Here is a 21,444-nt window from a genome sequence, read left to right as displayed (position 1 = left end):
TTTGGGCCGGCCAAGCTCGAGCTCGTCGAGGGTCTGCCGGTACCGTGCGTTGGAGACGTCCACCGCGCCTTTGACGTGCCAGGTCGGCGCCAGCTGGTGATCAATGCAGTCAGGGCGAAGAGAGTGGTGGCGAGGGCGATCCGGATTTCTGCGGTCATGTCCTGCTCCTCCGTGTGTGGCGGAAGGCGTGACGTTGCAGGGCGCGGGTCAGGCGGGGTCGCGTCTGCATCGCACGAGGCGGACGCGGCCCCTTCCGGGTCTCCCGCGTTGCAGCGGCACCAGAACTGTCCACGTGTCCCACGGGTTGGACGGCCGTGCCGGTGACGCCACGGTAGGTAATGGCGTGTATCGGCCAATTCTGGTTTCATCTACTGCTTGGTTGGCCCTGTGGCTGCAACACTCTGTGACCAATGGCGGGTGGTCCGCCGTCATATGCCGTGGCTTTCGGGGGTGGTGAACGTGGCGGGGCGTTCGGGTCGGTACTACCGGGCAGGGCACTGGGTGAACCGGTCGTCAGGTAAGGCGACGCAGGCGAAGAAGTCCGCTACGGGTGTGGTGGTGGTCGGGCTGCTGGTGGTGGGGGCCTGGTTGGGGTTGTTTTCGCACGGGTCGGACGCCAGCGGCACGACGCCTCAGCCCTCACCCACATCCTCGTTCTCGGAGGGGCGGTGACATCGCACCGCTGTCGTGTCGTCCTACGGCGGTGACGCCTCACACGCTGCAACGCGCACTCACGGTCTGTTGCGCTTCTTTCCCGGCAGGCGCGGCCGCCATCCACGCGAACCAATTGGGGTGTCGCCGGTCGGCGGGGGAGTGGATGCCAGTTCTTCGGCGGTGCGCAGGTTGTGCCAGGTGTCTTTCCACGCCTCGATCCGGTCCGAGGGCACGCCGCAGGCGGCGAGGTAGAGGGCCGTGGTCTTCCAGGTCCGGGGGAGAGCTGGGCGGTTGAGGAGGGCGCTGATGGCGGCAGGGGACAGGGGCGGGTCGGCCCGCTGGCTGACAGCTTTGATGGTCTGGCCGCTGACTGCGCGAACTTCGCCGAGGGCGTCGAGAAAGGCGCGCGGGGTGTGGCACTGTTCCGGGTCGGGCCACTCCGCTCCTGCAGGGACGGCGAGAGCGTCGGCCGGTGTAGGCAGATAGGCCTGATTGCGGGCGAGGATGAGCCGTCCGGCGGTGTTGCGGACACGTTTTTGCGGCTGTGGCAGACCTTGCGCCGCCAGCGTCGTGCGCAGCTGTCGGTAGACCAGGTCCAAGTCCAGGTCCCGGGCCTGGCCGGGAACGCCCTGGCGCAGGATGCGCAGCAACTCGCCGGTGAATGCGGTGTGCGCGGCCCCGGGCGGGGCCAAGGCCAGGCCGTTGTCGGGTGCTGCCGCCAGCAGGTAGCTGCCTTCGATCTCGGCCTGGTCCGCCAGTTGGTCGCTGCTGCCCATCAGTCCCAGGGCCCGTCCGCTCATGCAGCAGTCGAGGACGATGACGAACCGCTGTGCCGGTGAGTCCGTCAGGATTTCGCGCAGGGCCTGGTAGGTGACGCCGGTGTGGCTGCGACCGGAGACCGCATTGGGCAGGCCGAAGAAGAGGTCACCGCGGCTGTCGAGGAGGCCATGCCCGGCAAAGTAGATGAGCAGGGTGTCCTCGGCGAGTTCCGCGGCGTGCTGTACGGCATCCAGCATGGCCGGTGCGGTGGCCGGTTCGGCGACCACCGTGCAATGGTCGGCCGGCAGCCCCCATGAGAGCGGGCTCGTCAGCACGGCTGCTAGCTCGGGCAGGTTGTTGGCCACGGCTGGCAGTGGCTCAAGCCGGGTGTAGTGGCTGACACCGACGAGCACGGCCCAGGACGTAACCGGATTGGGCAGCGCGCTCACGACGCGGACCGCGGCGTGCTTTCCGCCTGCTCGAGCGCGGCCACGATTCGCCGCACTTCCGCCTCCGTCCCCTCTGTCAGACTCACCTCAACATCACCGCGTCGAATCACCACCCGAGTCGGCCGGGGCCGAGTCTGCCGCCATGTGACCAGCGACAACACGAACGACGCCGCGCTCCAGCCGTTACCGGTCACGAACTCCAGGACATCAATCAACTGCCCCATAGAACCCGGCTCGGGGGCCTTGCCGCTCAACGAGACAGTCTCCCCGCGCGCTGCTGGTTCGCGCCGCAACCAGCCCTGCAAGGAGCGCAGCTCAGCTTCTTGTTGCCGCACCCCATCGACGCGTACCTGAATCCGCACCCGCTCCCCCTTCGCCCTCAAGCCATCTGGTGGCTGGACTCGTTGCATCCTGCCCACACCGGCACGGCCGGGCACCTGCACCGTTAAGACAATTCGTCAGCCGTCTTGCCGCCCGGCAGCAGCGGCCTGTGGGCGCAGGGCAGTTGGCGTCTGATCCGTCATGGTCGGTGGTTGCCCCGAACGGTTTTGCGTAGCGATATGCGCAGTCGTCTTCAAGCGCGCAGCAGAGCGTCTTCGGCGGCGAGCAGAGCTCGGGCCGCCGAGGTCTTTACGCCGGCGGCGGCGTAGGCGCGGGCGTGGGCGATGTGGAGGAGGGCCTCGGCCTGGCCGATCGACATGGCCGAGGCACGGGTGAGGGCGCCTCCAGGATTGCCTCCGGGCCGTGCAGGCGGCCGCCCAGCGATAGGGAGAGCCGCTCGATCCGGCTCTCTTCCAGGGACTGCGAGGGCGGGCGACGCGGCGGTCGTCGGCCGACCGTAGTGATCGTAACCGCCCCGCCTCTGAAGGGAACTGGCGATGAGCGGGTGGTTGGCGCGGGCAGCGCCGGAGCCGCGACACTGAGCGGCTATGACCGCTCATGCTGCAGGGAACGTGCTCGTTGTCGACGCAGACGATCCGACGACTTGGCCCCAGCCCTTCGCTGCCTTCGTCCAGCAGCGAGCGACGGAAGCCGACCTGGAAGAGCTGGACCTTTACGTCGACCTCCCCCTCCACGAGCACGAGGACGAGGCGCGTCGAATGCTGGCTGGGCATCTGGTCCGGGTCCGGCACTGCACACGCCTTCTCGACCACGAAGCCGAGATGATCCGCGCACAGGGCCTACGGCCGCTCGATCTCGCCCTGGTCCATGAGCGTCTCGACCAGGCCCTCGAGCGCGGGCTGCTCACCGAGGAACAGCACGCGATGCTGGCCCGGGAGAACTCCCTCACGCACGGCAGGTGGGGCCGCCGCGACGGACAGGTGTGCCTCGTCCTGTCGACGGCGCCGCTGGAGCACAACCTGCCAGGCGTTCGTCGCTTCTTCAGCTTCTGGGGCGGCGAGGCCATCTACTGGCGCTACCACGAAACCCACCCCGAACTTGCCGCAGTGCTGTCCACCATCGGACGACCGGCGCTGGTGACCGCTCTGCTCGACCTGTCCGATCCCACCGCCGACCACCGCATCTTCCCGTCACTGCTCCACGCCTTCGTCGGCAAGGCCCTGGGATACGCTCCCGCCGACGCGGAAGTCTTCTACCGAGCCTCCGTGCCCGGCAACCACGTCGAAAACATCGCCTTTCCCGGCCAAAGGGACTACGACCGTTTTCCCCTCCTTCCCCGTTCCTGACGAACTGCTCAAGGCAATAGGGAGTCCGCGTCGATCAGGGGGAGAATCACGGACGACAGGTCGTCGCCAGCTTCGCTGTGCTGATTCTCGAGGGTGCTGGTTACGGCTGCGGCTGTGGCACCAGCGAGGAGGTCGGCGAGCTGGATTGAGGGGCGAGTGATGGTCTCTCCGCGGGTCAGGGAGCGGATAGCCGACCGGGAATGAGGGAGGAAGGTGTCGCCCTCCAGGTCCGACGCAGTTGGCGGCCCAGAACCTCCAGCGCCTCGTCGGTGAGGGAGCGTTGCTCGTCGGCAAGGACATGGACCGGCCCCAGGCGACCAGCCCAGTAGCGGGCGGCCTGCCCCAGAGCCGGGACCAGCATCTCCAACATGCCGAACGGCAGGTCATCGTCGTGCAGCAGATCGGCATGGCCGCGGGTGCCGCGCAGTTGGAAGAGGATCTCGGTAACCTCCCGACGAGTGGAGGCGGCCCAGGCAGCCTCCAACTCCTCATAGAACCGTTCCACCGCAGCTTCCGGATCCTTGCGCCCCCGAGCCGAGGCCAGCGCGACGAAGGCGCTCAGCAGCCGTGTGAAGCCTGGGCTCCGCAGCGCGCGTCGTCCTTGCGTGGCGAGCGTGCGGGCCATCCGCTGCACCTGGCCTCCGGCGTAGAGGTCGACCCCGGCAGCATGAGCCTGTTCCTCGAGGAATAGGTCGATGACCCTCGCTACGACCGCGTACTCCTTATCGACGAGGTACACCGAGCACCGGCCGGCCAGCGCGCCGTCCGGTCCCCACAGTTCGCAGAGCGCTTCCCGGCGGTCAGGCCGGTCCTTGAAGGGCCGAAACTTCCATTCCGGGGCCTGGCGGGCACCTGCTCGCTCCCGCAACTGCTTGACCACGGGGTCGGCCTGCGCGTCATCGATGGCCACGGACGCGTAAACCAGGTAGCGGTTGCCGTTGAGGAGCTGCTCCCCGTCCCACCCAGACTCGTCGCAAGCGATCCACCGCGCCTCGTAGCGAAAGCGCTGGCATGGACCCGAGCCCCTCCAGCCAGCTGGCAACTTCCGCAGGCCAGATCAGCAGCTTGCCCAGGCCGCCGTCGATGACGCCGCAGATCCGGTCGTAGGCGTCCAAGGGTTGCTTCCTCGACATCCAGTTACTGAGCTTGAACCCGTGTCTTCGTGGGTGTGAGGGTCCCCGCCCGGCCCGACGGTAGGTGCCAGAGCCTTGCGGCGACCAACGGGACAGGCCGCGAAGCGCGCCGGCGCTGGAACAACGGCCTGGCCGCGCCGACCTGACGAGGAAGCCTTGGTCCGGAGTTGCATGCAGTTGCCGTGTCTGAGTGCGCCGCGCTCAGTCCGATGGCGGACCGATAGTGTGCGGCCGTGGAAAGCGGATATCTGGTGATGCGCCGTCAGGACGGCAATAGAGGCGAAAAGTACGTAGGAACGGTCCGATTGGTCGAGGGCGACAGTGCTGTCATCGAGTGGCCAGGAGGCCGACGAAGTCGGATCTTGCTGCCCGTATCTTCCGACATTACTGTCATACCGGTCGGGTCGGTACGATATCGGGCACTGAGGGACTTCCAAGGGCTGAAGAAGGAGTTCTTGAAGTCGCCTGTACCGGTCCTCGTGGCACTCCTCGAAGAGATAGGCCAGGAGGCGACCGTCAAGCAACTACACGATGAGGCACGCCGGCTCGGGCTGGCAGGTGAACACAACAACACTTGGTGGATCAGTATCCGCCAGCGCCTGCTTGAACATCCCCGGGTCACCGAGAGCAAGCGGAACGGAGCTTTGAAGCTCATCGACGATCCGTTCCAGAAGGAGCGGAGCCTACCGGCGCGGGAGGCTTTGGAATTCCTGGCGACGCCGGCAACCAAGCGTCCGAGGGAACTTGGGCAGGCGTTGCGGGAAGCGGTCCGCGCCGGACAGTCGGAGTTGACCGCGTACGAGCGTGTCGCCGCCCACGCGCTCAAGGTGCCTCTGCCCGCATGGCCGGTGGGCATGAACGATTACACCCCGCGGGGCGTGTCGCAAAAGGTGCTGGCCGTGGCCGTGGAATTCCTCGCCGAGGTAACGAAGGGCCAGCGCCACGCCAAGAACCCGACGGCCGAGCCCTCACCGAAACTGGGCAAGGGGGGAGCCCCGCCGGCTGCGGCTCTCACGCCTCTTCTCGTGGGCTTGGTGACGATCCCGGAAGGCAGTGCTGCAGCCGACCAAGCGGCCCAGCTGCCTCGTGGGCTCATGGCACAGTCGTGCGTCATGGCCCTCATGGCCCGCTTCGAAAGCGAGGACTGCACCACCGCGGAAGGTGACCGCCTGCTGAGTCGAGGCGCCGTGCTGCTCCCCGGAGCGTTCGCCGAAAGCCCCCTGGTGCCTGCTGCGCAGCGCGAAGCATTCGCAAGGAAGCTCCTTGCGCGGGCGTTGGGTCTCCTCCTGCGATCCGCCGAGCAGCGGCTGCCGTCGGACCCTGAGTGCAAGTGGATCGACCTGGTCCTGGCCGCGGTGCCCGAGCACACGCTCCGGCACGGTGTCGCCGCCACCGATACCGAGGATTTGGTGGCGGCGTTGAAGGCGCTCCCGGATCGCCCGGACGGGAGCCGCGAGAGGGTGACGCTTGTCCTGGCGTCGCTTGCCGACACGCAGGAAAAGGCCGGGCGGCCTGAAACGCCCAGTGGTCCCGCGGAGGTTGCCGCGAAGTCCACCGACTCCCTCTCCGCCGGTATGGCTTCCGGTTCGGCCGAGGAGGCTGCAACCGAGGAACCGAAAGAACAAGAGTCGCAAACCGAGCCCCCGACGCCGGCCGCCACCGCCACCGCCGATACTCGGGCGCAGAAGTCGGAAGCCGGTGGTGGTGCCGGCCCGGTTGAGGAGGCGCCAGCCGAAGAGTCGAAGACACAGGAACCACCATCCAAGCCGCCATCGGCCGCCACTGACGATGCCAGCACCCCGGCACAGGTGTCGGGAGAGACCGATGACACACCCGCGAGCGCTGCTGAAGCTCCGTCGCCCATCACGGATTTCGCATCCGAGGAGCGCAGCCGTTACGAAATTGCTCTGATCCAGGAGCGCGGCGTGGCCCAAGCGCTGCGCAGTGAGCGGGACGAGCTCAAGCAGGAACTGGCTGCCATGAAGCGCCGGTACGACCGTGTCGATGAGGAATTCGCCGAACTGCGCGCCCGACTCGACGCAGCGACGACGGAGCTGGCGGCCGCCACTCGGCGTGGAGAGGCGTTGGCCCTGCAGGCACAGCGGCGAGAGCAGGAGTTGCGGCATGCGCGTCAGGCGGGACGAGCCGCCTCGCAGTCGCAGTTGCGGCAGGCGCGACTCGACGGACTCCGGGTGCTCGCGGCCGTGCTGGCGGAGGTCGCCGACCAGGCGGCGCACGCGACGGATGAGTCGGACCCGTCTTGTGCCCTGTACCGGAGGGTCCTGGCCCAGGCGGCGACGGCCGGCCTGGTGGACATCGGCACCATCGGCGAGGAGACCGAATTCGATCCCTCGCGCCATCAAGCACCGACTGGTCCGGCGGAGTGGGTCGTCGTCGAGCGGCCAGGATTCGCCTGGCGGGCCGCAGGCACGCAGGAAGAAGTCGTGCTGCTGCCGGCTCAGGTTCGGCGAGCAGAACCGTAGTCGAACACAGATCACCGGGGCCGTTTGCAGCATCTGGTTTGTCGAACGGCCGGCCCTCAGGAGGACATGTATGAGCGATGAAAGGCCGCTGGTAGGCATCGATTTCGGTACGGCCACCACTCTGGTGACCCAGCGAATGCCCTACAGCTACGCCGAGACCGTGCCGATCGGCACCAGCACAGCCTGGATACCCAGTGTTGTCGCCGCCTCACCGCGGGGTCAGCTGGTGTTCGGGGAAGCCGCGGAGACAGCCGGAGGCTCCGGAGCCATCCGTTCCGTCAAGCAGAACATCACTGAGGGCCGCAACGAGCCGCTGCTCCTGAGGACGGGCGCCCGCAACACGGCGGCGTTCACACCGAACCAGCTCATCGTGGGCTTGCTGCGACATGTGGTGCTGCTGGCGAAGGCCAACGGGGCCGAGGTCGACGACGCGGACTTCCGCCTGGCCTGCCCGGCGATCTGGGACGGACCCCGCCGCAAGCGGCTGGCTGCCCTCGCCGCGGAAGCGGGGATTCCGGTGGCCGTCGCCAACATCGTCGACGAACCGATCGCAGCCGGACTGGCCTGGTCTGAAGGGCTCCACGACCGCGACGGTTATGCGCCCGAGGGCACCGTCCTGGTCTTCGACTACGGCGGCGGCACGCTCGACATCGCCCTCATGTCGGTGGGCGAGGATCTCGACGATGCCGAGCCGGAACTGACCGTCCTGTCGGCCCGCGGCGTCGCGGAGGCCGGCGACGACCTGGACCGCCGGATCGCAAAGGATCTGGAACGGGACCTGGAGGCGGCAGGCTTCGCGGTCGATCACCTGCCCGAACCGCAGACCGTGCGGTCGCTGCTCCTGCTGGCAGCCCGCCGCCTCAAGGTCTTTCTCTCCGACACGCGCTTTGACACCCAGAGCGTGGTGATCGGCGGCGGCTACACCTCTTTGCCGATGCTGCAATACACGCGCGAGCGCCTGGAGCACGCCTTCCGTCCGCAACTGGACAGGGCGCTGCAGCACGTCAGAGCCGCCCTGTGCGAGCGGCGTCTACGCCGGCGAACGGTGCCGGACCTGGACGCGCTCGTCCGGACGCCTCTGGAGGAACTGGCTCGCGACGTCGAGTACGTCCTCCTGGCCGGCGGCATGTCACAGATCCCTCTCGTGCGTGAGGAGTTCGTACGCATCTTCCCGCACGCCCAAGTGGAGTACGACCAGTCGCTGGACACGCCGGAGGAATCCGTCGCGACTGGTCTGGTGGTGCGTTCCGACCGCTACCACCGGCTCTCGCTTCCCCGGCCGGGCTTCGACCTGGTGCTGGAGTGGCAGGACGAGCACGGCGACGTCTGCCGCGAAACGCTCTACCCGGCTTTCGAGCCGCTCTACACCGCGGACCAGATCTTCCGCCGCGAGAGGGACCTCGCCCACCGATACCAGAGGCAGGTCCGCGGCCTCAGCCGGGAGACCATCGCGGCGCTGCGCGCCCTCTCGGTCGACGGCGAGCCGTTGGACTTCCTGGTGGACGGCCGTCCCATGCCTCATCTGCCGGTCTCGCTTCGGCGGTACACGGAGTTCACGTTCGCGCTGAAGGTCTCCGGCGAGATCTATGTACGGGACTGTGTCTCCCGCGAGTCACGCTTCCGCGTGGACCGGTGGCCGATCCTGCGCGGGGGCGAACGCACCTCCGTGAAGCTGAGCACTATGAACAAGGTTCCGGAGCAGCGCGACACCGGGTTGAAGTTCACCGACTTCTACTCCCATCCCCACCAGTGATCCGTCAGCCCTCGACCAGGACCAGCGCCACTGTCTCGGTGGAGAGACTGAAGCGGGAGTCACGGTCCATCTGAGCGAGGCGGGCCTCGCGCTGGGTCTCCAGGGGGGCGATCCGGCCGGCGTGAAGACGCCTGATGGACGAATTGTTCACCTCGTCGGCGAGTCGGCGCGCCTGCTCGATCTTGTGGCGGAAGGTGTCGTCGACCGTCGCGCGTCGGCCCGCTGCCACGGCGTCGTTCTCCGCCTTGTAGCTGTCCTTGGCCTGGTATTCCTTCTCCGCCGCCAGGCCTTGCACGGCATCGAGGACCCTGGGCAGGGACGCCAGCACCCCGGTCGGCAGAGCCTGCGGCGCGTCCTCGAGGTCGCCGGCGGCAAGGGCGGTCAGCAATGCGGTACCCACCTCCGGCACCTCCTTGCCGGTAGCGGTGTCGAGGGTGGTGGTCCACAGCTCGCGGCGCGGACGGGCACCGTCCACTCGGGCAAGGGTGACCTGCACCAGGTAGCGGGAACTCGGTGGAAGCCCCGGTACCCGTGCCCGGCCGTAGCGGCCGAGCCTTCCCTCATGTTGCATGAACCACCAGTGGGCCGTACGTACCAGGGGATGCCGCACGCTCAGCAGCGGCGCGCCCGTCTCCGTGCTCGTACGGGAGGTGAAACAGGCACGCAGCACCTGCTGCGCGCCGCCCCCTACCCGAGCCATGAGGTCGCTGCCCCGGGGGAACGGGAAAGCTCCCGCGCTGCTGGCCTCGTACATGGTCTTGCGTAGTTCGGGGCTGCCGGTGATGTCCACCAAATGATCAGTATCTGCAACCTGCCGCACTTTGCCGTATCCGGTTTCCTCGAGGAACGCCTCCACCAGCCCACGCAGTTCCCTGGGACCGAGGTAGCGGCCGCGGCCGGGGCTCTCCTCGTCGAAGCCCTCCACGAGGAGATCGTCCAGACCGGTGAGGACCTTCCTGGCCTTTTCCAGGCTCTGGATGTCCTTCTCACGGTCCACCCGGGCGACCTCGATCCGCTCGATCTGGCGGTGGCGCTCCTGCGGGCTGAGACTTGGATCCAGCACGACGCGCTGCAGGTTGCGGAGGCTGCCGCGCAGGATCGGCTCAAGCTCTCCGATGGAGGACCGGAAGACGCCGATACGTTGGTACAGGCGCTGGAAGATGTCGGTCTCGATAGTGCCCGGCACCTGCATGTTGAAGATGAAGATCTTCTCGTGCTTCTGCCCGAACCGGTCGAGACGACCGATGCGCTGCTCCACCCGCATCGGGTTCCACGGCAGATCGTAGTTGACCAGTACGTTGCAGAACTCGAAGTCCAGACCCTCGCTGCCGACCTCGCTCACCAGGAGCAGATCGAAACGCCCGGCCCGGAAGTCCGCCATGATGCGGGTGCGCTCCTCCTGCGGCACGCCGCCGTGCATGACCCGCACACGAAACTCTTCGTTGAGCCTGCCGGCCAAATACTCCAAGGTGCGGGTGAAGAAGGAGAACACCATGACCTGCCGGAGCCCCTTGGCCCGGGCGTCCCTCAGCATGGTGAGGAAGGCGTCGAACTTCGTGTCGGGCAGCGGCTTGAGAAGGCCGGGCAGGCGACGTGCCAACTGCTCGGCCTCGTCGTCGGCCGCCCGGGCGACGTCCTCCGCCGCGATGTCGCTCTCAGCGTTGTCCTCTAGCAGCAGTTCCTCTTCGACCTCCAGGTCGGCGGTTCCCTTTTGGAACCGTTCCCGCAGCCGTTGCTGCATAGCGGGGATGCAGCTTGCGGCCTGCCGGAGCCACATCTGCGCGGCGAACCCTGCCGCCATGCCACTGCGGGCGGCCCGCTGCAGACACCAATCGCGCAGCCGGTCATAGAACTCGCGCTCCTGCACGGTCCACTGGACCCGGACGTCCTCGGGCTGCCGCACCGCCTTCGCATCGGGGGTGTCCGCCTTACGGGTGCGGGTCACAATGCCGGCCAAGGCATTGAGATCCGCGATGCACCTCCTGGCCTCGGACAGCTGCCGCGCCGTCAGCACCTCCGAAGTATCAAGGATCCGCTGAAGGCGCTTGAACTCAGGCCGTCTGGCGACCAGTTGCCCGAATCGCGACCGATTGACCCGTTTCAGGACCGGCAGAAGCGCCTTCGCTCCACCCGGGGTGCCGCCTGCGCCCTGCGCGAGACGGGCGGCGACATCGTTGAGATGTCCATTGGGCTCCAGTTGGCTCTCGAAGACGCGAGGATCGGGGAACGCGCTCGGGTCGAGCAAGTGGACAAGGGTGTAAAGGTCTTGATTGCCGAGGTTCAGCGGGGTCGCCGAGAGGAAGATCAACGCGTCGGCCCAGTCCGCCAGGTGACTGACCGCAGCGTGACTACGACTGGCCGCATTCCGTACATAGTGGGCCTCATCGACGATCACCAGGTCGAAGCGAGGGTGGAGCTCGGCGAGTTCGGCGAGCTGGCCCGCACGCCGCAACCGCTCCAGTGAAACCACCCCCGCGAAGGGCTGCTCGTCCTCGCCCCGGCGCAACAACTGCAGGAGCTCCTCCATCCCCTCGTTGTCGAGGACGCGCAGTTGTCGATCGAAGCGCTGGCTCATCTCGTTACGCCACTTGTGCACCAGCGCAGCCGGGCAGACCACCAACCCACGGAAGTGAAGGGGAGCGCGCCGCTCCGCCGTGCGTGCCAAATGGGTGCGCTGCTCCAGCTCGTTCCAGATCAGCCCGGCCTCGATGGTCTTGCCCAGACCCACCTCATCGGCGATCAGCAGCCTCTGGCGGTCGGAGTTCATCAGCTTGAGCACTGGGCGGAACTGGTACGGCCGGAAAACCGTCCGGCTCGACTGGAACGAGTACACCGTGTCAGTGAGCGGCGTGCTGAGCTTGGCCAGCGTCAACCTCAGCGCCGTATCCGCGGCCGCAACAGGAGCGCTGCGAATCCAGTCCTCCGGCTCGTCGGACGTGTCGTCGACGGCCTCGAGGGCGTCCTCGAAGACCTTGATCGGCCGCCGGTCAGGACCTCGCAGAGTGTACTGATGACCGGCCCCGCGGACCGCACGCACACCCGTGACAGTGAACACTCCGTCCCGAGCGGCCACGCATACGACGTCTCCCACCGTGTAGGCCGCAGGAGCAGCCGATGCGCCACTACGCGCGCGTTCCCTCCAGTCCCGGTAGAACATCAGGGCGCGGTGCAGCATATGGTCGTCGTCGACGTCCCGAAGCCGCTTGTACTCAGGCGGGACCGAATTGCCACCCCCGCACAGCACGAGCGCGGCCGAAGCGACGCCAGAAGGCCTCCTCGACTGGAACACGTACAGCCCGGACGGCAGGACGCGGCCTTCCGAGAGTGCGGCTGCCGGAAGCTGACGCATGTGTGGCAAACCAAGCCGGTCCGCGGCCTGCTGAATGTCGTAGAGAATCTCCGGTACGTCACCCACCAACTCGCGGGCAGCGTTCACATCCCCCCACGGGCTGTACCGCAGCCGCATCATGTCGTCATCGACGGGCATCCCGCTCGATACGTCCGAGTCGTCGCCCTCAAACGCCGTAGGTCCGCTCAGTGTCCCCACCCCTGTCGCGCCCTGCTCCCTAGCGGTTAGCGGTACCAACCACACGATAGTCACCCGGTCAACCATCGCGTCAACGAACGGGCCGCGGTCCTGATCGACATCACCTCGCCCCGGCTGGAGACGACTGTGGCCTCCCGTTCCGCCGCACACGGATCCCGCAGACAGTGACTGTGTACCGGAGTTGGCGCGGTGGTCGTTGTCAGTGGCGTACGCCATGCTGCCCTCCTCGCAAACGGAGGAGGAGCACAGGGTGGATGAGACGGTGGCGGACCGTCCAGAGCTTGCGGCGCAGCTGGCGGAGGAGTCGGGCCCGGCGCATCTCGTGTCATTGCGGCGCCGGGGGAAAGTGGCGTGGGTGTGCCCGCGGGGTGCGGATCACCGGTGGGAGGCCTCCCCATACAACCGGGGCGTGCTAGGACATGGTTGTCCGTATTGCACGGGGAAGCGGCCGAGCGCCGACCGCAACCTTGCCGTGCTGCACCCGGCTGTTGCGGCGGAGCTCGATGTCACGCTCAACGATGGATTGCGGGCAGAGAAACTGCTACCGGGCAGTCATGCGCGCGTGTGGTGGCGCTGCACCGCCGATCCTGGGCATGTGTGGCAGGCCGCGGTGCACACCCGCACGAAGATGAAGCCCCGGCCGGCGGGTTGTCCGTGGTGTTCTGGCAATCGGCTCGACCCCGTGTTGCGTTCGCTGGCGGTGACGCATCCGCGCGTGGCGGCGGAGTTCGACGTCGACCGCAACGTGGGTCTTGATCCCGGGCAGGTCTCTTACGGCTCCAAGCATGTGGTGTGGTGGCGTTGCTCTGCTGGCCCGGACCATCGGTGGCAGGCCTCCGTCTGTGCTCGGACCAGCGCATCGAATCCAACGGGCTGCCCTTGCTGTTCCGGGTACCAGTTGTCGGTCACCAACAGTTTGGCCGCGCGTCATCCCGAGCTCGCAGCCGAGCTCGATCCGGCACTTAACGATGGACTGACACCCGAGGAAGTCCTCGCCGGGACGCGCCGGGTCGTCACCTGGCGTTGTCCGGAGGGTCCCGATCATGTCTGGTGTTCACCTGTGGTGCACCGCACGGCCACAGGTAACGGCTGCCCCTTCTGCGCTGGCCGACGGGCGTCAGTCACCAACCGTCTGTCCCTGTATCCCGACGCTGAGGCCCAGTTCGACCTGGATCGCAATGCTCCGCTGACCCCCGGCACGGTCTCCGGCCGGTCACGCGCCAAGGTCTGGTGGGCGTGCACCGCAGGCCCCGACCACCGATGGCAAGCCGCGCCGTCTGTCCGCACCACCCTTGGCAGTGGGTGCCCATACTGCGCCGGCCATCTGGTCTCGGTTACCAACGCGCTAGCGACCCGCGCCCCGGATGTTGCTGCCGAACTCGATCCGAGTCTCAACGACGGCCTCACATCGTGGCAGGTCACCGTATCCAGCAGCCGCAGCATCACCTGGCGCTGCCGTCGAAACCCCCTGCACGTGTGGACCACCTCCTGCTCGGCCCGGACCGGCCCATTGCGCTCAGGCTGCCCCCACTGCCGCCTTTCTCGCGTGTCCCGCCGGCAACTCGCGCTCGGCTTCGAACTCCAGGCCCTGCTCCCAGACACACAGCCGACCGGCGCCAAGCTGACTGCGGGTGGCAGGCGCTGGGAGGTCGACATCCTCATTCCCACGCACCGTGTCGTCGTCGAGTTCGATGGCCGCTACTGGCACGCCCGGCCCGGTTCCGAGGCCCGCGACAGGCGCAAGTCTGACGCCATTCGAGCTGCTGGGTACACGCTCATCCGGGTCCGCGAGTATCCGCTGCCCGTACTCCATCCCCACGACGTAAGTGGGCCAGTCGGTGATACGAAAGCGGCAGTTGTCGCGGTCCTGAACCGCATCATCGAGATCACTGGCCAACCCATTTCGGCGGCTGCTGCCTACGCAGCGACCCCCGGTCTCCTCGCGGAAGCAGCCTTTCACGCCCACGTGGATTCCGCACTGGGAGACGACACAGCAGACACGCTGTGGTAGCGGCCGGGATGTGTGACTGCCCGCCCCGATGGGGGGGTGCCTCTATGTCCTTCGTCAAGCTGAGCTGGTCATGCGGCGGCCAGCTCGGGGTCTCGTGGTTCGTAGAAGGTGCCGTCGCGGAGCATGGCGAAGAGCACGCTGATGCGGTGGCGGGCGAGGCGAAGGAGGGCTTGGGTGTGAGTCTTTCCCCGGGCCCGGCATTTGTCGTAGTAGGTGCGGGACGCGGGATCGTGCAGGGCAGCGAAGGCCGAGAGGAACATGGCTCGTTTGAGCTGCCGGTTTCCGCCTCGTGGTGCGTGTTCGCCGTGGATCGAGGTCCCCGAGGACTTCGTTGTCGGGGCGAGTCCGGCGTAGGAGGCAAGGTGGGCGGCGTTGGGGAAGCTGGTGCCGTCGCCGACGGTGACCAGCAGAACTGCGGCGGTCCTGACCGCGACCCCCGGCATCGAGGTCAGGACCTTGGAAAGAGGGTGCTCCTCCAGCAGGGCTTTGATCTGGGCTTCCAGAGCCCGGCGCTGTTCGTGGACGGCGGCCAGGGAGCGGGCCAGGGACGGGATGACGACGTCGAGGGTGCCGGTGCCGGGAACGACGACGGTTTGTTCGTCGAGCGCGTCGAAGATCTCGTCGATCAGCCGGTCGGCCATGCGTGGGGCCTTGGGTCTGATCACCTCGACGAGTTTGCGGCGGCCGGCTTTCCGCAGCGCGGCCGGGGAGCCGTAGCGTTCGAACAGCCAGGTGACGGCGGGGTGGTCCAGGCGGGGGCCGAGGACGCGTTCCAGCGAGGGGTGGAACTGAGTGAGCAGGCCGCGTATCCGGTTGGAGGTGCGGGTGGCCTCGGCCGCGAGGTCCTGGTCGAAGCCGACCAGCACGGTCAGTTCGGCGGTGATCTCGTCGGTGAGCTCCAGCGAGCGCAGCGTGTGCGGCATCGTGCGAGCGGCGTCGGCGATGACCGCGGCATCCTTGGCGTCGGTCTTCGCCTCGCCCGGGTAGAGATCGGCGATCCGGCGCATGGCGAGTCCGGGCAGGTAGGCGACCTGGCAGCCGGTGTCCCGTGCGACGGTGAGCGGGAGGGCGCCGATAGAGGCGGGCTGGTCGACGATGACGAGCACGGTGCCGAACTTCGCGGCCAGCTTGTCGAAGACGGCCCGCAGCTTCGGCTCGCTGTTGGGCAGCTGCTTGTCGAAGACCTTCTTGCCGGCCGGGGTCAGTCCGTGGCCATGGTGAGCGGTCTTGCCGACGTCCAGGCCGAGGAAGACGCCCACGTCGCCGATGTCGAACATCGTGCTCCCAACTGCTTCGCTGCGGTGCTGGCCAGGGAGTTGGCGCCGTACGCGCGCATCCACGTTATGCAGACCTGCCGCCCACGGGCGGCCGGGCATTGCGCCAGGCCAGGCGGTAGTCGGACCTCTCATCAGCGTCTCCAACGGCACCCCTCGGGCCCGGTGACACCACCCCCCAGGTCATCCGTTCGACAGGGGGGAACAGTCATGCCGGGCCCGGAGGCCAGCGGCCCTCTTGCAGGACCGCGAAGAACATAACGGGGGGGGCGGCCGACTGCTCTCCGGGAGCCTCTGACCCCGCTGCGGCGTTGGGTCAGGGGCGCGGCATGTGATGCGGGTCCACGGGGCGCAACACCGGGGAGACTTTTCCTGGCATGCCAGCATCGCGAAGGAGGACCTGTCGACCTCCAGACATAGATTGACATCGTCTGCGATGAAGGCCCTGGTGCCCGCCTCGCAGTCCGTCGGCACGGGCTCAGGTCTTGTCGCTTCCGCCTCGCAGGGATGAGAGGACCAGGCGTCCGTAGCGTGTGGTGAGGGCGGCTGCTGTGGCGGCGACGGATAGCCCGAGTGCGATGAGCAGGTGTGTCGCGGAGTTGTCGCCGAGGACCTGCAGGATGCTCAGAGCCGTTCCGAGCGGCAGGCCGAGGATGGTGAGGACGCCCAGGGCTCCGCTGATCTGCTGGCTTTCCTGTGTCTGGACGAGCCTGCTGTAGTCGGCTGCCTCGGCAAGGATCTCGTTGAAGCGGGAGGGCAGGCGGTGCTGGTTTTGAAATGCGAGGAGTAGATCGTTTGCTGCGCCATGTGCGGTGAGGTGCTGTCGCCAGTAGGTACTGCGGAAGACAGCGATGTTTCTCTCCAGTGTGGCGACGCGGCGTGCCAATTGTGTCGAGTCGAATACCTCGGAGAGTTCGTCGGTGAGCTCGTCGATGTGATCGCGTTGGAGGGAGCCGAGGAGCAGGGCATCGAGGTAGACGGTGCGGGAGTGTAGCGCTCCGAACTCGAAGAAGTCGCCCGCACCGGTGTCGGGCCGGTGGCCGAGAAAGGCGGCCCCTTGACGCAGCACCAGGGCGCTCCAGTCCGCGGATATTCTCACGGCGTCCTTGAACTGCTCGCCGGCCGTCTCCGGAGGAAGGGGGAAGTCCTGCGGGGTGGAGCGGGAGGCCAGCTGCCACAGCCAGCGGTCCGCACTGGCGGGCAGGGCCCCTTCGGTGCCTGTGCGCAGGGCGGGAGTGTGCTGCTGCGTGGGTGCTAGGAAGGCGATGCTGTACGGCCGGGCGAGAGCAAAGGGAGCCTCGGGGTCGCGGACGTCGGCGATGCCGGCCAACAGCCCGGCCGGATCGAACGGCCCGCTGAGCGGGTCGTCTGCGGCATCCGGTCGCCGACCGGCCAGAGCCCGCAGGACAGGCAGCAGCGGCCTGTCGACACTGAAGTGCAGCACGGCGAGGGCGTGTTCTGGGTTGCGAGCGGTGGACGCCCGCAAAAGCTCTATGCCCAGCAGGTGCATCCCCCCGTGTTTGACGTCACGCCGTAGATGCCAGCGACGGGGGCGTCCTGGTGCTCCGTAGAGTGCGCGGGCGCAGGCGGGGGCGAAGTAGGTGGACCGTGTCCGGGCGTTGGTACGGCGGCTGCCCAGCTCAAACGGTAAGGGACCTTCAGGCCAGTTGGGCACGCATAGCAGCCGCACGGGCTGCACTACGGTCAACTCCTGGCGCGCCCCTGTGACGTTCTCGAGCAGCGGCATGGGTTGGGTGGTCACCGGTAGTACTCGGCGGGGTCGGGCTGGTCGAGACGAATGACGAACTCCGCCTGGTCGGGGCGTTCGGCGCTGACATGAAAGCGGATCCGCTCGCCGGTGCGGATGGTCCGGAACCCCTCGGTCACGATCTGCCGGTAGTCGAAGGTGTAGTACCGCTCGTCCTCGTCGTCCCGGACGACGTAGGAGCCGATGGCACCGCTTGGCCCTCCGCCGTTGGGGCGCCTGTCGACGATGGTTCCGTGGCGCGGCCCGCCGCCGCTCATGCTGTCGTCTCCTCTGGTCCGGATGGGTCGATGTCCTGCACGCATCGGAAGCCGACCGCGTTGCTCCCGCCGCGCTTGCGGTAGATGCCTTTGGTGCTGGTCTGCACCGCACGCATCGGGTTGTCGTAACTGCCGCCGCAGATGACGGCCTCGCCGGGGTCGTCCAGGCTGGTGGAGGTCCACTCCCAGCAGTTGCCCACCATGTCGATGACACCGAACGGGGAGCGGTTGCCTGGTCGTTCGTCGACGCGGGTCGTCCCGGCCCTCCGGACGGCGTCGCCTGCGAAGTGGCGGTACCACGCCTGATACGTCACGACAGGCCGACCCACCCACGTGTCCGCGCAGTTGACCAAGGCGCCGTCGGGCGTGTCACCCCAGGGGAACAGACGCCCATCTCTGCCACGCGCAGCGGCCTCCCATTCCAGGGAGGTCGGCAGACGCTTGCCCTCGAACGCGGCGAAGGCGTAGGCACTCCACCAGTTGACGCAGATGGCAGGGTAGGCGTCGTAGTGACGATTCTCGTAGTAGTCGGACCGGGTCAGCCGGTCGGTCCAGGGGCGGTGCGTCATGCCGGCCGGCTGGTCGGCGTGGTCCCACTGCGAGGTGCCGTCCGCGTTGAGGGCGTCGAGGAAACGGCGGTAGCGCGCCACGGTCACCGCATGGCGGTCGAAGCGCACGGGGCGCTCGACGCAGCGGATCAGCAGCCGTTCAGCCGGCCCCACCAGGTACGCCCCGGCGGGCAGCACGCAGTCATCGCTCTCCTTGCTGCCGGGCATGCCCGCGAGGAAGGCGCGCACCTGCTCCGTGAGGAAGGCCCCGCCGGGAAGGCCTGCTGCCAGGTCCCGGTTCGCCGGATCGGCCAGAAACCTGGCGGCCAGCAGTTCCTGGTACGCCGTGTGCGCGAAGGCGACGTGATCGGGGCCGGCGGGCCGCAGCAGCGGTGCCAGGACGCAGGCGTCGAGGGCGAGGCGTCCGTCCGTGAAGGCGTCGGCCCCCATCAGCCGGTGCACCTCGAGCAGGGAGAACACGGTGCGGTCGGTGAGGAAAGCCTGTCCGAACGCGGCGGGCAGCCGCTGCTCCAGATCGCCCCGCCCTCGCTCGGCCAGCGTCCGCGTGATGTGAGCGCCGAGGATGTCCGCAAGCGGCGTGTTCCCAGGGAGGTCGAGGGTTGCGGTGAGGTGCTTCTCCAGTGGGGTTGCCTCGGGGTCGGCCAGGCGAACGACATGGAAGTGCGGCACCCGTGAGGGGTCGACGCCGTTGGCGTACATCTGCTCGACCAACTGCTCCGAGCGGCCCGCGCCGCTATCCAGCAGCTGACGCACCTGCGGCGAGTCCGCGAGGAAGGACACCCGGGAACTCATGACGACCGCCGACTCCGCGGACAGGACGGCCGCGAGATCGGTGAAGAGCCGCAGAAAACCGGCAGGACTTGATTCCTCGACGCCCTCGTCGACGGCATCCAGCACACACAGCGCCGTCCCCGAACGGATGAGGTAAAGGAAAAGGTCGTAAGCGCGCGAGCGATCCGACGCCATGGCGGGCGCGAGGAGACGGGCCGCGTACTCGGAGAACGGCTCGTCCTTCGGCTTGAGACCGAGATCGAAGTAGAAGCGAAAACGCCGGATCTCCGCATCGGCGGCCAGCGACCGCAGGAGCGTGCTCTTACCGCTCCCCGGACGACCGGTGACCAGCACGTTCGCACTGCCCCGCGCCAGACGCGCCACGAGCTGCGCCGCGTCGCCGGACTGCTCCACCGCCGACTCGCCGGTGCGCGGGTCGGTCGTCAGTGCCGCCGCGGCGACAGGGGCCCTCTTCTCCGCCCGGCTGTCACCGCAGGTGAGATCGGCGAGGTGGGCGTCGATATTGACGATGGTGTCGACGAAACCGTCGTACCGCACGATCCGAAAGTCCAGCCCCAGCATCTGGTGGAGCGCGCCCGACGCCGCATCGCCGTCCTCGTCCAGGACAACGAACCGGGTCAGCTTGGGCAGCCGGGTGCGTAACAGCTCTCCACCGCTGGCGGCAAGGACAGTGCTCAAGTCGTCGGCATCACGCGAGAGCATCAGCTCCACGTACTCCAGCCGCATCCCCGACTCGCGGCAGAACAGCTGGTACACGGTGTCCGGGCTGAGCACGAACCGCTTCGCCTGCCGGTAGCCGAGAGTGACGTACAGCCCGGCAAGGAACTCGCAGCGACGCGCCACCTCAGGCGCCACGTCGGGCTCGCCGCCGAGAAGGGCCGCACTCCCGGTGTCCGTGAACCAGACCAGCACGTCCACGAGCCTGCGGACCGCCAGCAGCCCGTCCTCGTCACTGATGTCGTACCCGTCGTGCGTCGACCGGTTACGCAGCCGCCGAATGTCCTCGAGCGCATCCACAACGGTGCTGCTGCGAATATACGGACGGCAGCGCTTGACCAGATCGTTCAAGGCCTTCGTCGACGGGTCGCCCTCGACGCCATGATGGCGCCACAGCTCCTTGAGGAGCTTCTCGGTCAACTTCCCCACCAAGGCGACCGCGTTCTCGGGATAGCCGTCGTTGAGGGACCGTAACGGCCGTTCCAGATCAAGCCCCAGCCGATCGGCGATCCGCGAGTGGTCGTCGAGTTCACCCCGCAGGCGCCGCAGCCGTTCGTCGACCAAGGCGCTCATGCGGGCTCCCCCCGTCGCCGACCGAGGACGAACGCGAACCGGTCCGCAAACACCAGCACGGGCTCCGGATAGGCCACGCGCATCTCCTCGATGCCCTTCTCGATCTCGCTGTCGCTGAAGGTGGACAGCAGGGACATGTAGCGGGCGCGCACCATGCCGAAGTACCTCTCCCGGTCGATGCGCAGCTCATGCTCGACATAGCTGAGACCGGCTTCCAGCCCAGCGGCTCGCAAGTGGCCCTCGATATCGGCTGGGTCGGGCTGCAGCTCCTCAAAGCGCGTGAGGGCCGCCTCGAACAACGGGTACTGGATGCTGGCCGGCAGCATGACCACCAGCAGCCGGCCTCCGGGCGCCAGCCGGTCGGCCAGGCCACGCAGCGTGTGCGCCGGGTCGGCCACGTGGTGCACCGACTCCTTCAGCCACACCGCATCGAGCTGCTCGTATGGCAGTTGAGTGCGGCCTTCGGCGATGTCCTCGGCGGAAGCAACGATCGGTGTCAGGACGGCCGGAGGCGGCGTTCCGAGCTGGCGCAGCATCGCCTCGGAAGGATCGATGCACAAAATGGGGTGGCGCGGCCCAAGTTGCTTGGCCACTTCCCTGGCGAACAGGCCTGTCCCGGAGCCGACGTCGGCGATCCGGTCCATGGTGCCCAGCCGTAGGGCCTGGGCGATCTGGCCGGACATCCAGGGAACGTAGTCCGGGCCGTAGACCCAGTGCTCGTCGTACTCGGCCGCCAACTCCTCGTAGTGCCCTCGCACATTGCGCCGCTCCACGATCCCCCTCGTGCCCCCTCACCGCGCCGTTTGTGCCGTAGAGGCACGGTGCAGGTTATCGCGAGCACTTTGGCGGCAACAGTCTGTAACCAGACGTCTGTGGGCTTGATCGACTTGCGGGAGCACCGGCATCGGGGAGCACGGGGCTTGTCCAGGTGGATTCCCCCCAGGCCGATCTGCTCGGGATCAGCGTCGTGGCCGCCGGTCGGCCCGGGGTTGCCGGTCAGCGTGGATAGGAAGGCGA

The 21,444-nt window shown here is 67.6% G+C and carries 14 protein-coding genes; 4 read left to right on the top strand and 10 right to left on the bottom strand.

All coding sequences use genetic code 11. The features are described from left to right. Positions 1 to 731: 731 nt before the first annotated feature. From ACQPXS_RS47240 to ACQPXS_RS47230, 3 genes are all read right to left on the bottom strand, one after another. Complete coding sequence (locus tag ACQPXS_RS47240) at positions 732 to 1,862, bottom strand: caspase family protein (protein WP_433456569.1); 1,131 nt, start codon at positions 1,860 to 1,862, stop codon at positions 732 to 734. Continuing rightward, on the bottom strand, positions 1,859 to 2,224 hold the full coding sequence (locus ACQPXS_RS47235) for an effector-associated constant component EACC1 (protein WP_433456567.1): 366 nt from the start codon (positions 2,222 to 2,224) through the stop codon (positions 1,859 to 1,861). Before ACQPXS_RS47235 ends, ACQPXS_RS47240 begins: the two co-directional genes overlap by 4 nt. A 212-nt stretch (positions 2,225 to 2,436) precedes the next feature. Then, positions 2,437 to 2,562: a hypothetical protein gene (locus tag ACQPXS_RS47230; protein ID WP_433456565.1), complete on the bottom strand. Its 126-nt coding sequence runs from the start codon at positions 2,560 to 2,562 to the stop codon at positions 2,437 to 2,439. Between the two features lie 229 nt (positions 2,563 to 2,791). Between ACQPXS_RS47230 and ACQPXS_RS47225 the strand changes: the two genes are divergently transcribed. After that, positions 2,792 to 3,550 carry a hypothetical protein gene (locus tag ACQPXS_RS47225; RefSeq protein ID WP_433456563.1) on the top strand — a complete coding sequence of 253 codons (759 nt, stop codon included), beginning with the start codon at positions 2,792 to 2,794 and terminating at the stop codon, positions 3,548 to 3,550. Positions 3,551 to 3,725: 175 nt separating this feature from the next. Here ACQPXS_RS47225 and ACQPXS_RS47220 read toward each other — a convergent pair whose 3' ends face one another. Then, positions 3,726 to 4,460: a hypothetical protein gene (locus tag ACQPXS_RS47220; RefSeq protein WP_433456561.1), complete on the bottom strand. Its 735-nt coding sequence runs from the start codon at positions 4,458 to 4,460 to the stop codon at positions 3,726 to 3,728. Positions 4,461 to 5,138: 678 nt separating this feature from the next. Here ACQPXS_RS47220 and ACQPXS_RS47215 point away from each other — a divergent pair. Then, positions 5,139 to 7,166 (top strand): hypothetical protein, encoded by a 2,028-nt coding sequence (locus ACQPXS_RS47215; RefSeq protein WP_433456559.1) that lies wholly within the window; start codon positions 5,139 to 5,141, stop codon positions 7,164 to 7,166. A gap of 70 nt (positions 7,167 to 7,236) precedes the next feature. Continuing rightward, the gene (locus tag ACQPXS_RS47210; protein WP_433456557.1) at positions 7,237 to 8,919 is read left to right on the top strand and encodes an Hsp70 family protein; all 1,683 of its coding nucleotides are present in this window, start codon (positions 7,237 to 7,239) and stop codon (positions 8,917 to 8,919) included. Between the two features lie 4 nt (positions 8,920 to 8,923). Here ACQPXS_RS47210 and ACQPXS_RS47205 read toward each other — a convergent pair whose 3' ends face one another. Further along, positions 8,924 to 12,406 (bottom strand): DEAD/DEAH box helicase, encoded by a 3,483-nt coding sequence (locus tag ACQPXS_RS47205; protein WP_433456555.1) that lies wholly within the window; start codon positions 12,404 to 12,406, stop codon positions 8,924 to 8,926. A 310-nt stretch (positions 12,407 to 12,716) separates the two neighbouring features. Between ACQPXS_RS47205 and ACQPXS_RS47200 the strand changes: the two genes are divergently transcribed. Then, entirely contained in the window at positions 12,717 to 14,477 is a 1,761-nt protein-coding gene (locus tag ACQPXS_RS47200) for a zinc-ribbon domain-containing protein (RefSeq protein ID WP_433456553.1), read from the top strand. Positions 14,478 to 14,545: 68 nt separating this feature from the next. On the opposite strand, the gene ACQPXS_RS47195 is transcribed toward ACQPXS_RS47200, so the two are convergent. The 5 genes from ACQPXS_RS47195 to ACQPXS_RS47175 all read right to left on the bottom strand — a co-directional run bounded on the left by ACQPXS_RS47195 (position 14,546) and on the right by ACQPXS_RS47175 (position 21,200). Beyond that, positions 14,546 to 15,754: an IS110 family transposase gene (locus ACQPXS_RS47195; RefSeq protein ID WP_433456390.1), complete on the bottom strand. Its 1,209-nt coding sequence runs from the start codon at positions 15,752 to 15,754 to the stop codon at positions 14,546 to 14,548. A gap of 475 nt (positions 15,755 to 16,229) precedes the next feature. Next, positions 16,230 to 17,261 (bottom strand): hypothetical protein, encoded by a 1,032-nt coding sequence (locus ACQPXS_RS47190; protein WP_433456551.1) that lies wholly within the window; start codon positions 17,259 to 17,261, stop codon positions 16,230 to 16,232. 248 nt (positions 17,262 to 17,509) lie between these two features. After that, complete coding sequence (locus tag ACQPXS_RS47185; protein ID WP_433456549.1) at positions 17,510 to 17,776, bottom strand: hypothetical protein; 267 nt, start codon at positions 17,774 to 17,776, stop codon at positions 17,510 to 17,512. Beyond that, positions 17,773 to 20,427: an SUMF1/EgtB/PvdO family nonheme iron enzyme gene (locus tag ACQPXS_RS47180; RefSeq protein WP_433456547.1), complete on the bottom strand. Its 2,655-nt coding sequence runs from the start codon at positions 20,425 to 20,427 to the stop codon at positions 17,773 to 17,775. The genes ACQPXS_RS47185 and ACQPXS_RS47180 overlap by 4 nt, the downstream gene beginning before the upstream one ends. After that, positions 20,424 to 21,200, bottom strand: coding sequence for a class I SAM-dependent methyltransferase (locus ACQPXS_RS47175; RefSeq protein ID WP_433456545.1), 777 nt, complete (start codon positions 21,198 to 21,200; stop codon positions 20,424 to 20,426). The genes ACQPXS_RS47180 and ACQPXS_RS47175 overlap by 4 nt, the downstream gene beginning before the upstream one ends. Positions 21,201 to 21,444: the final 244 nt, after the last annotated feature.

The organism is Streptomyces sp. CA-142005 (genome assembly GCF_050942335.1).
Classification (GTDB): domain Bacteria; phylum Actinomycetota; class Actinomycetes; order Streptomycetales; family Streptomycetaceae; genus Streptomyces.
Note: the sequence above shows the minus strand (reverse complement) of the source record. Positions and strands in the feature narration are given on the sequence as shown.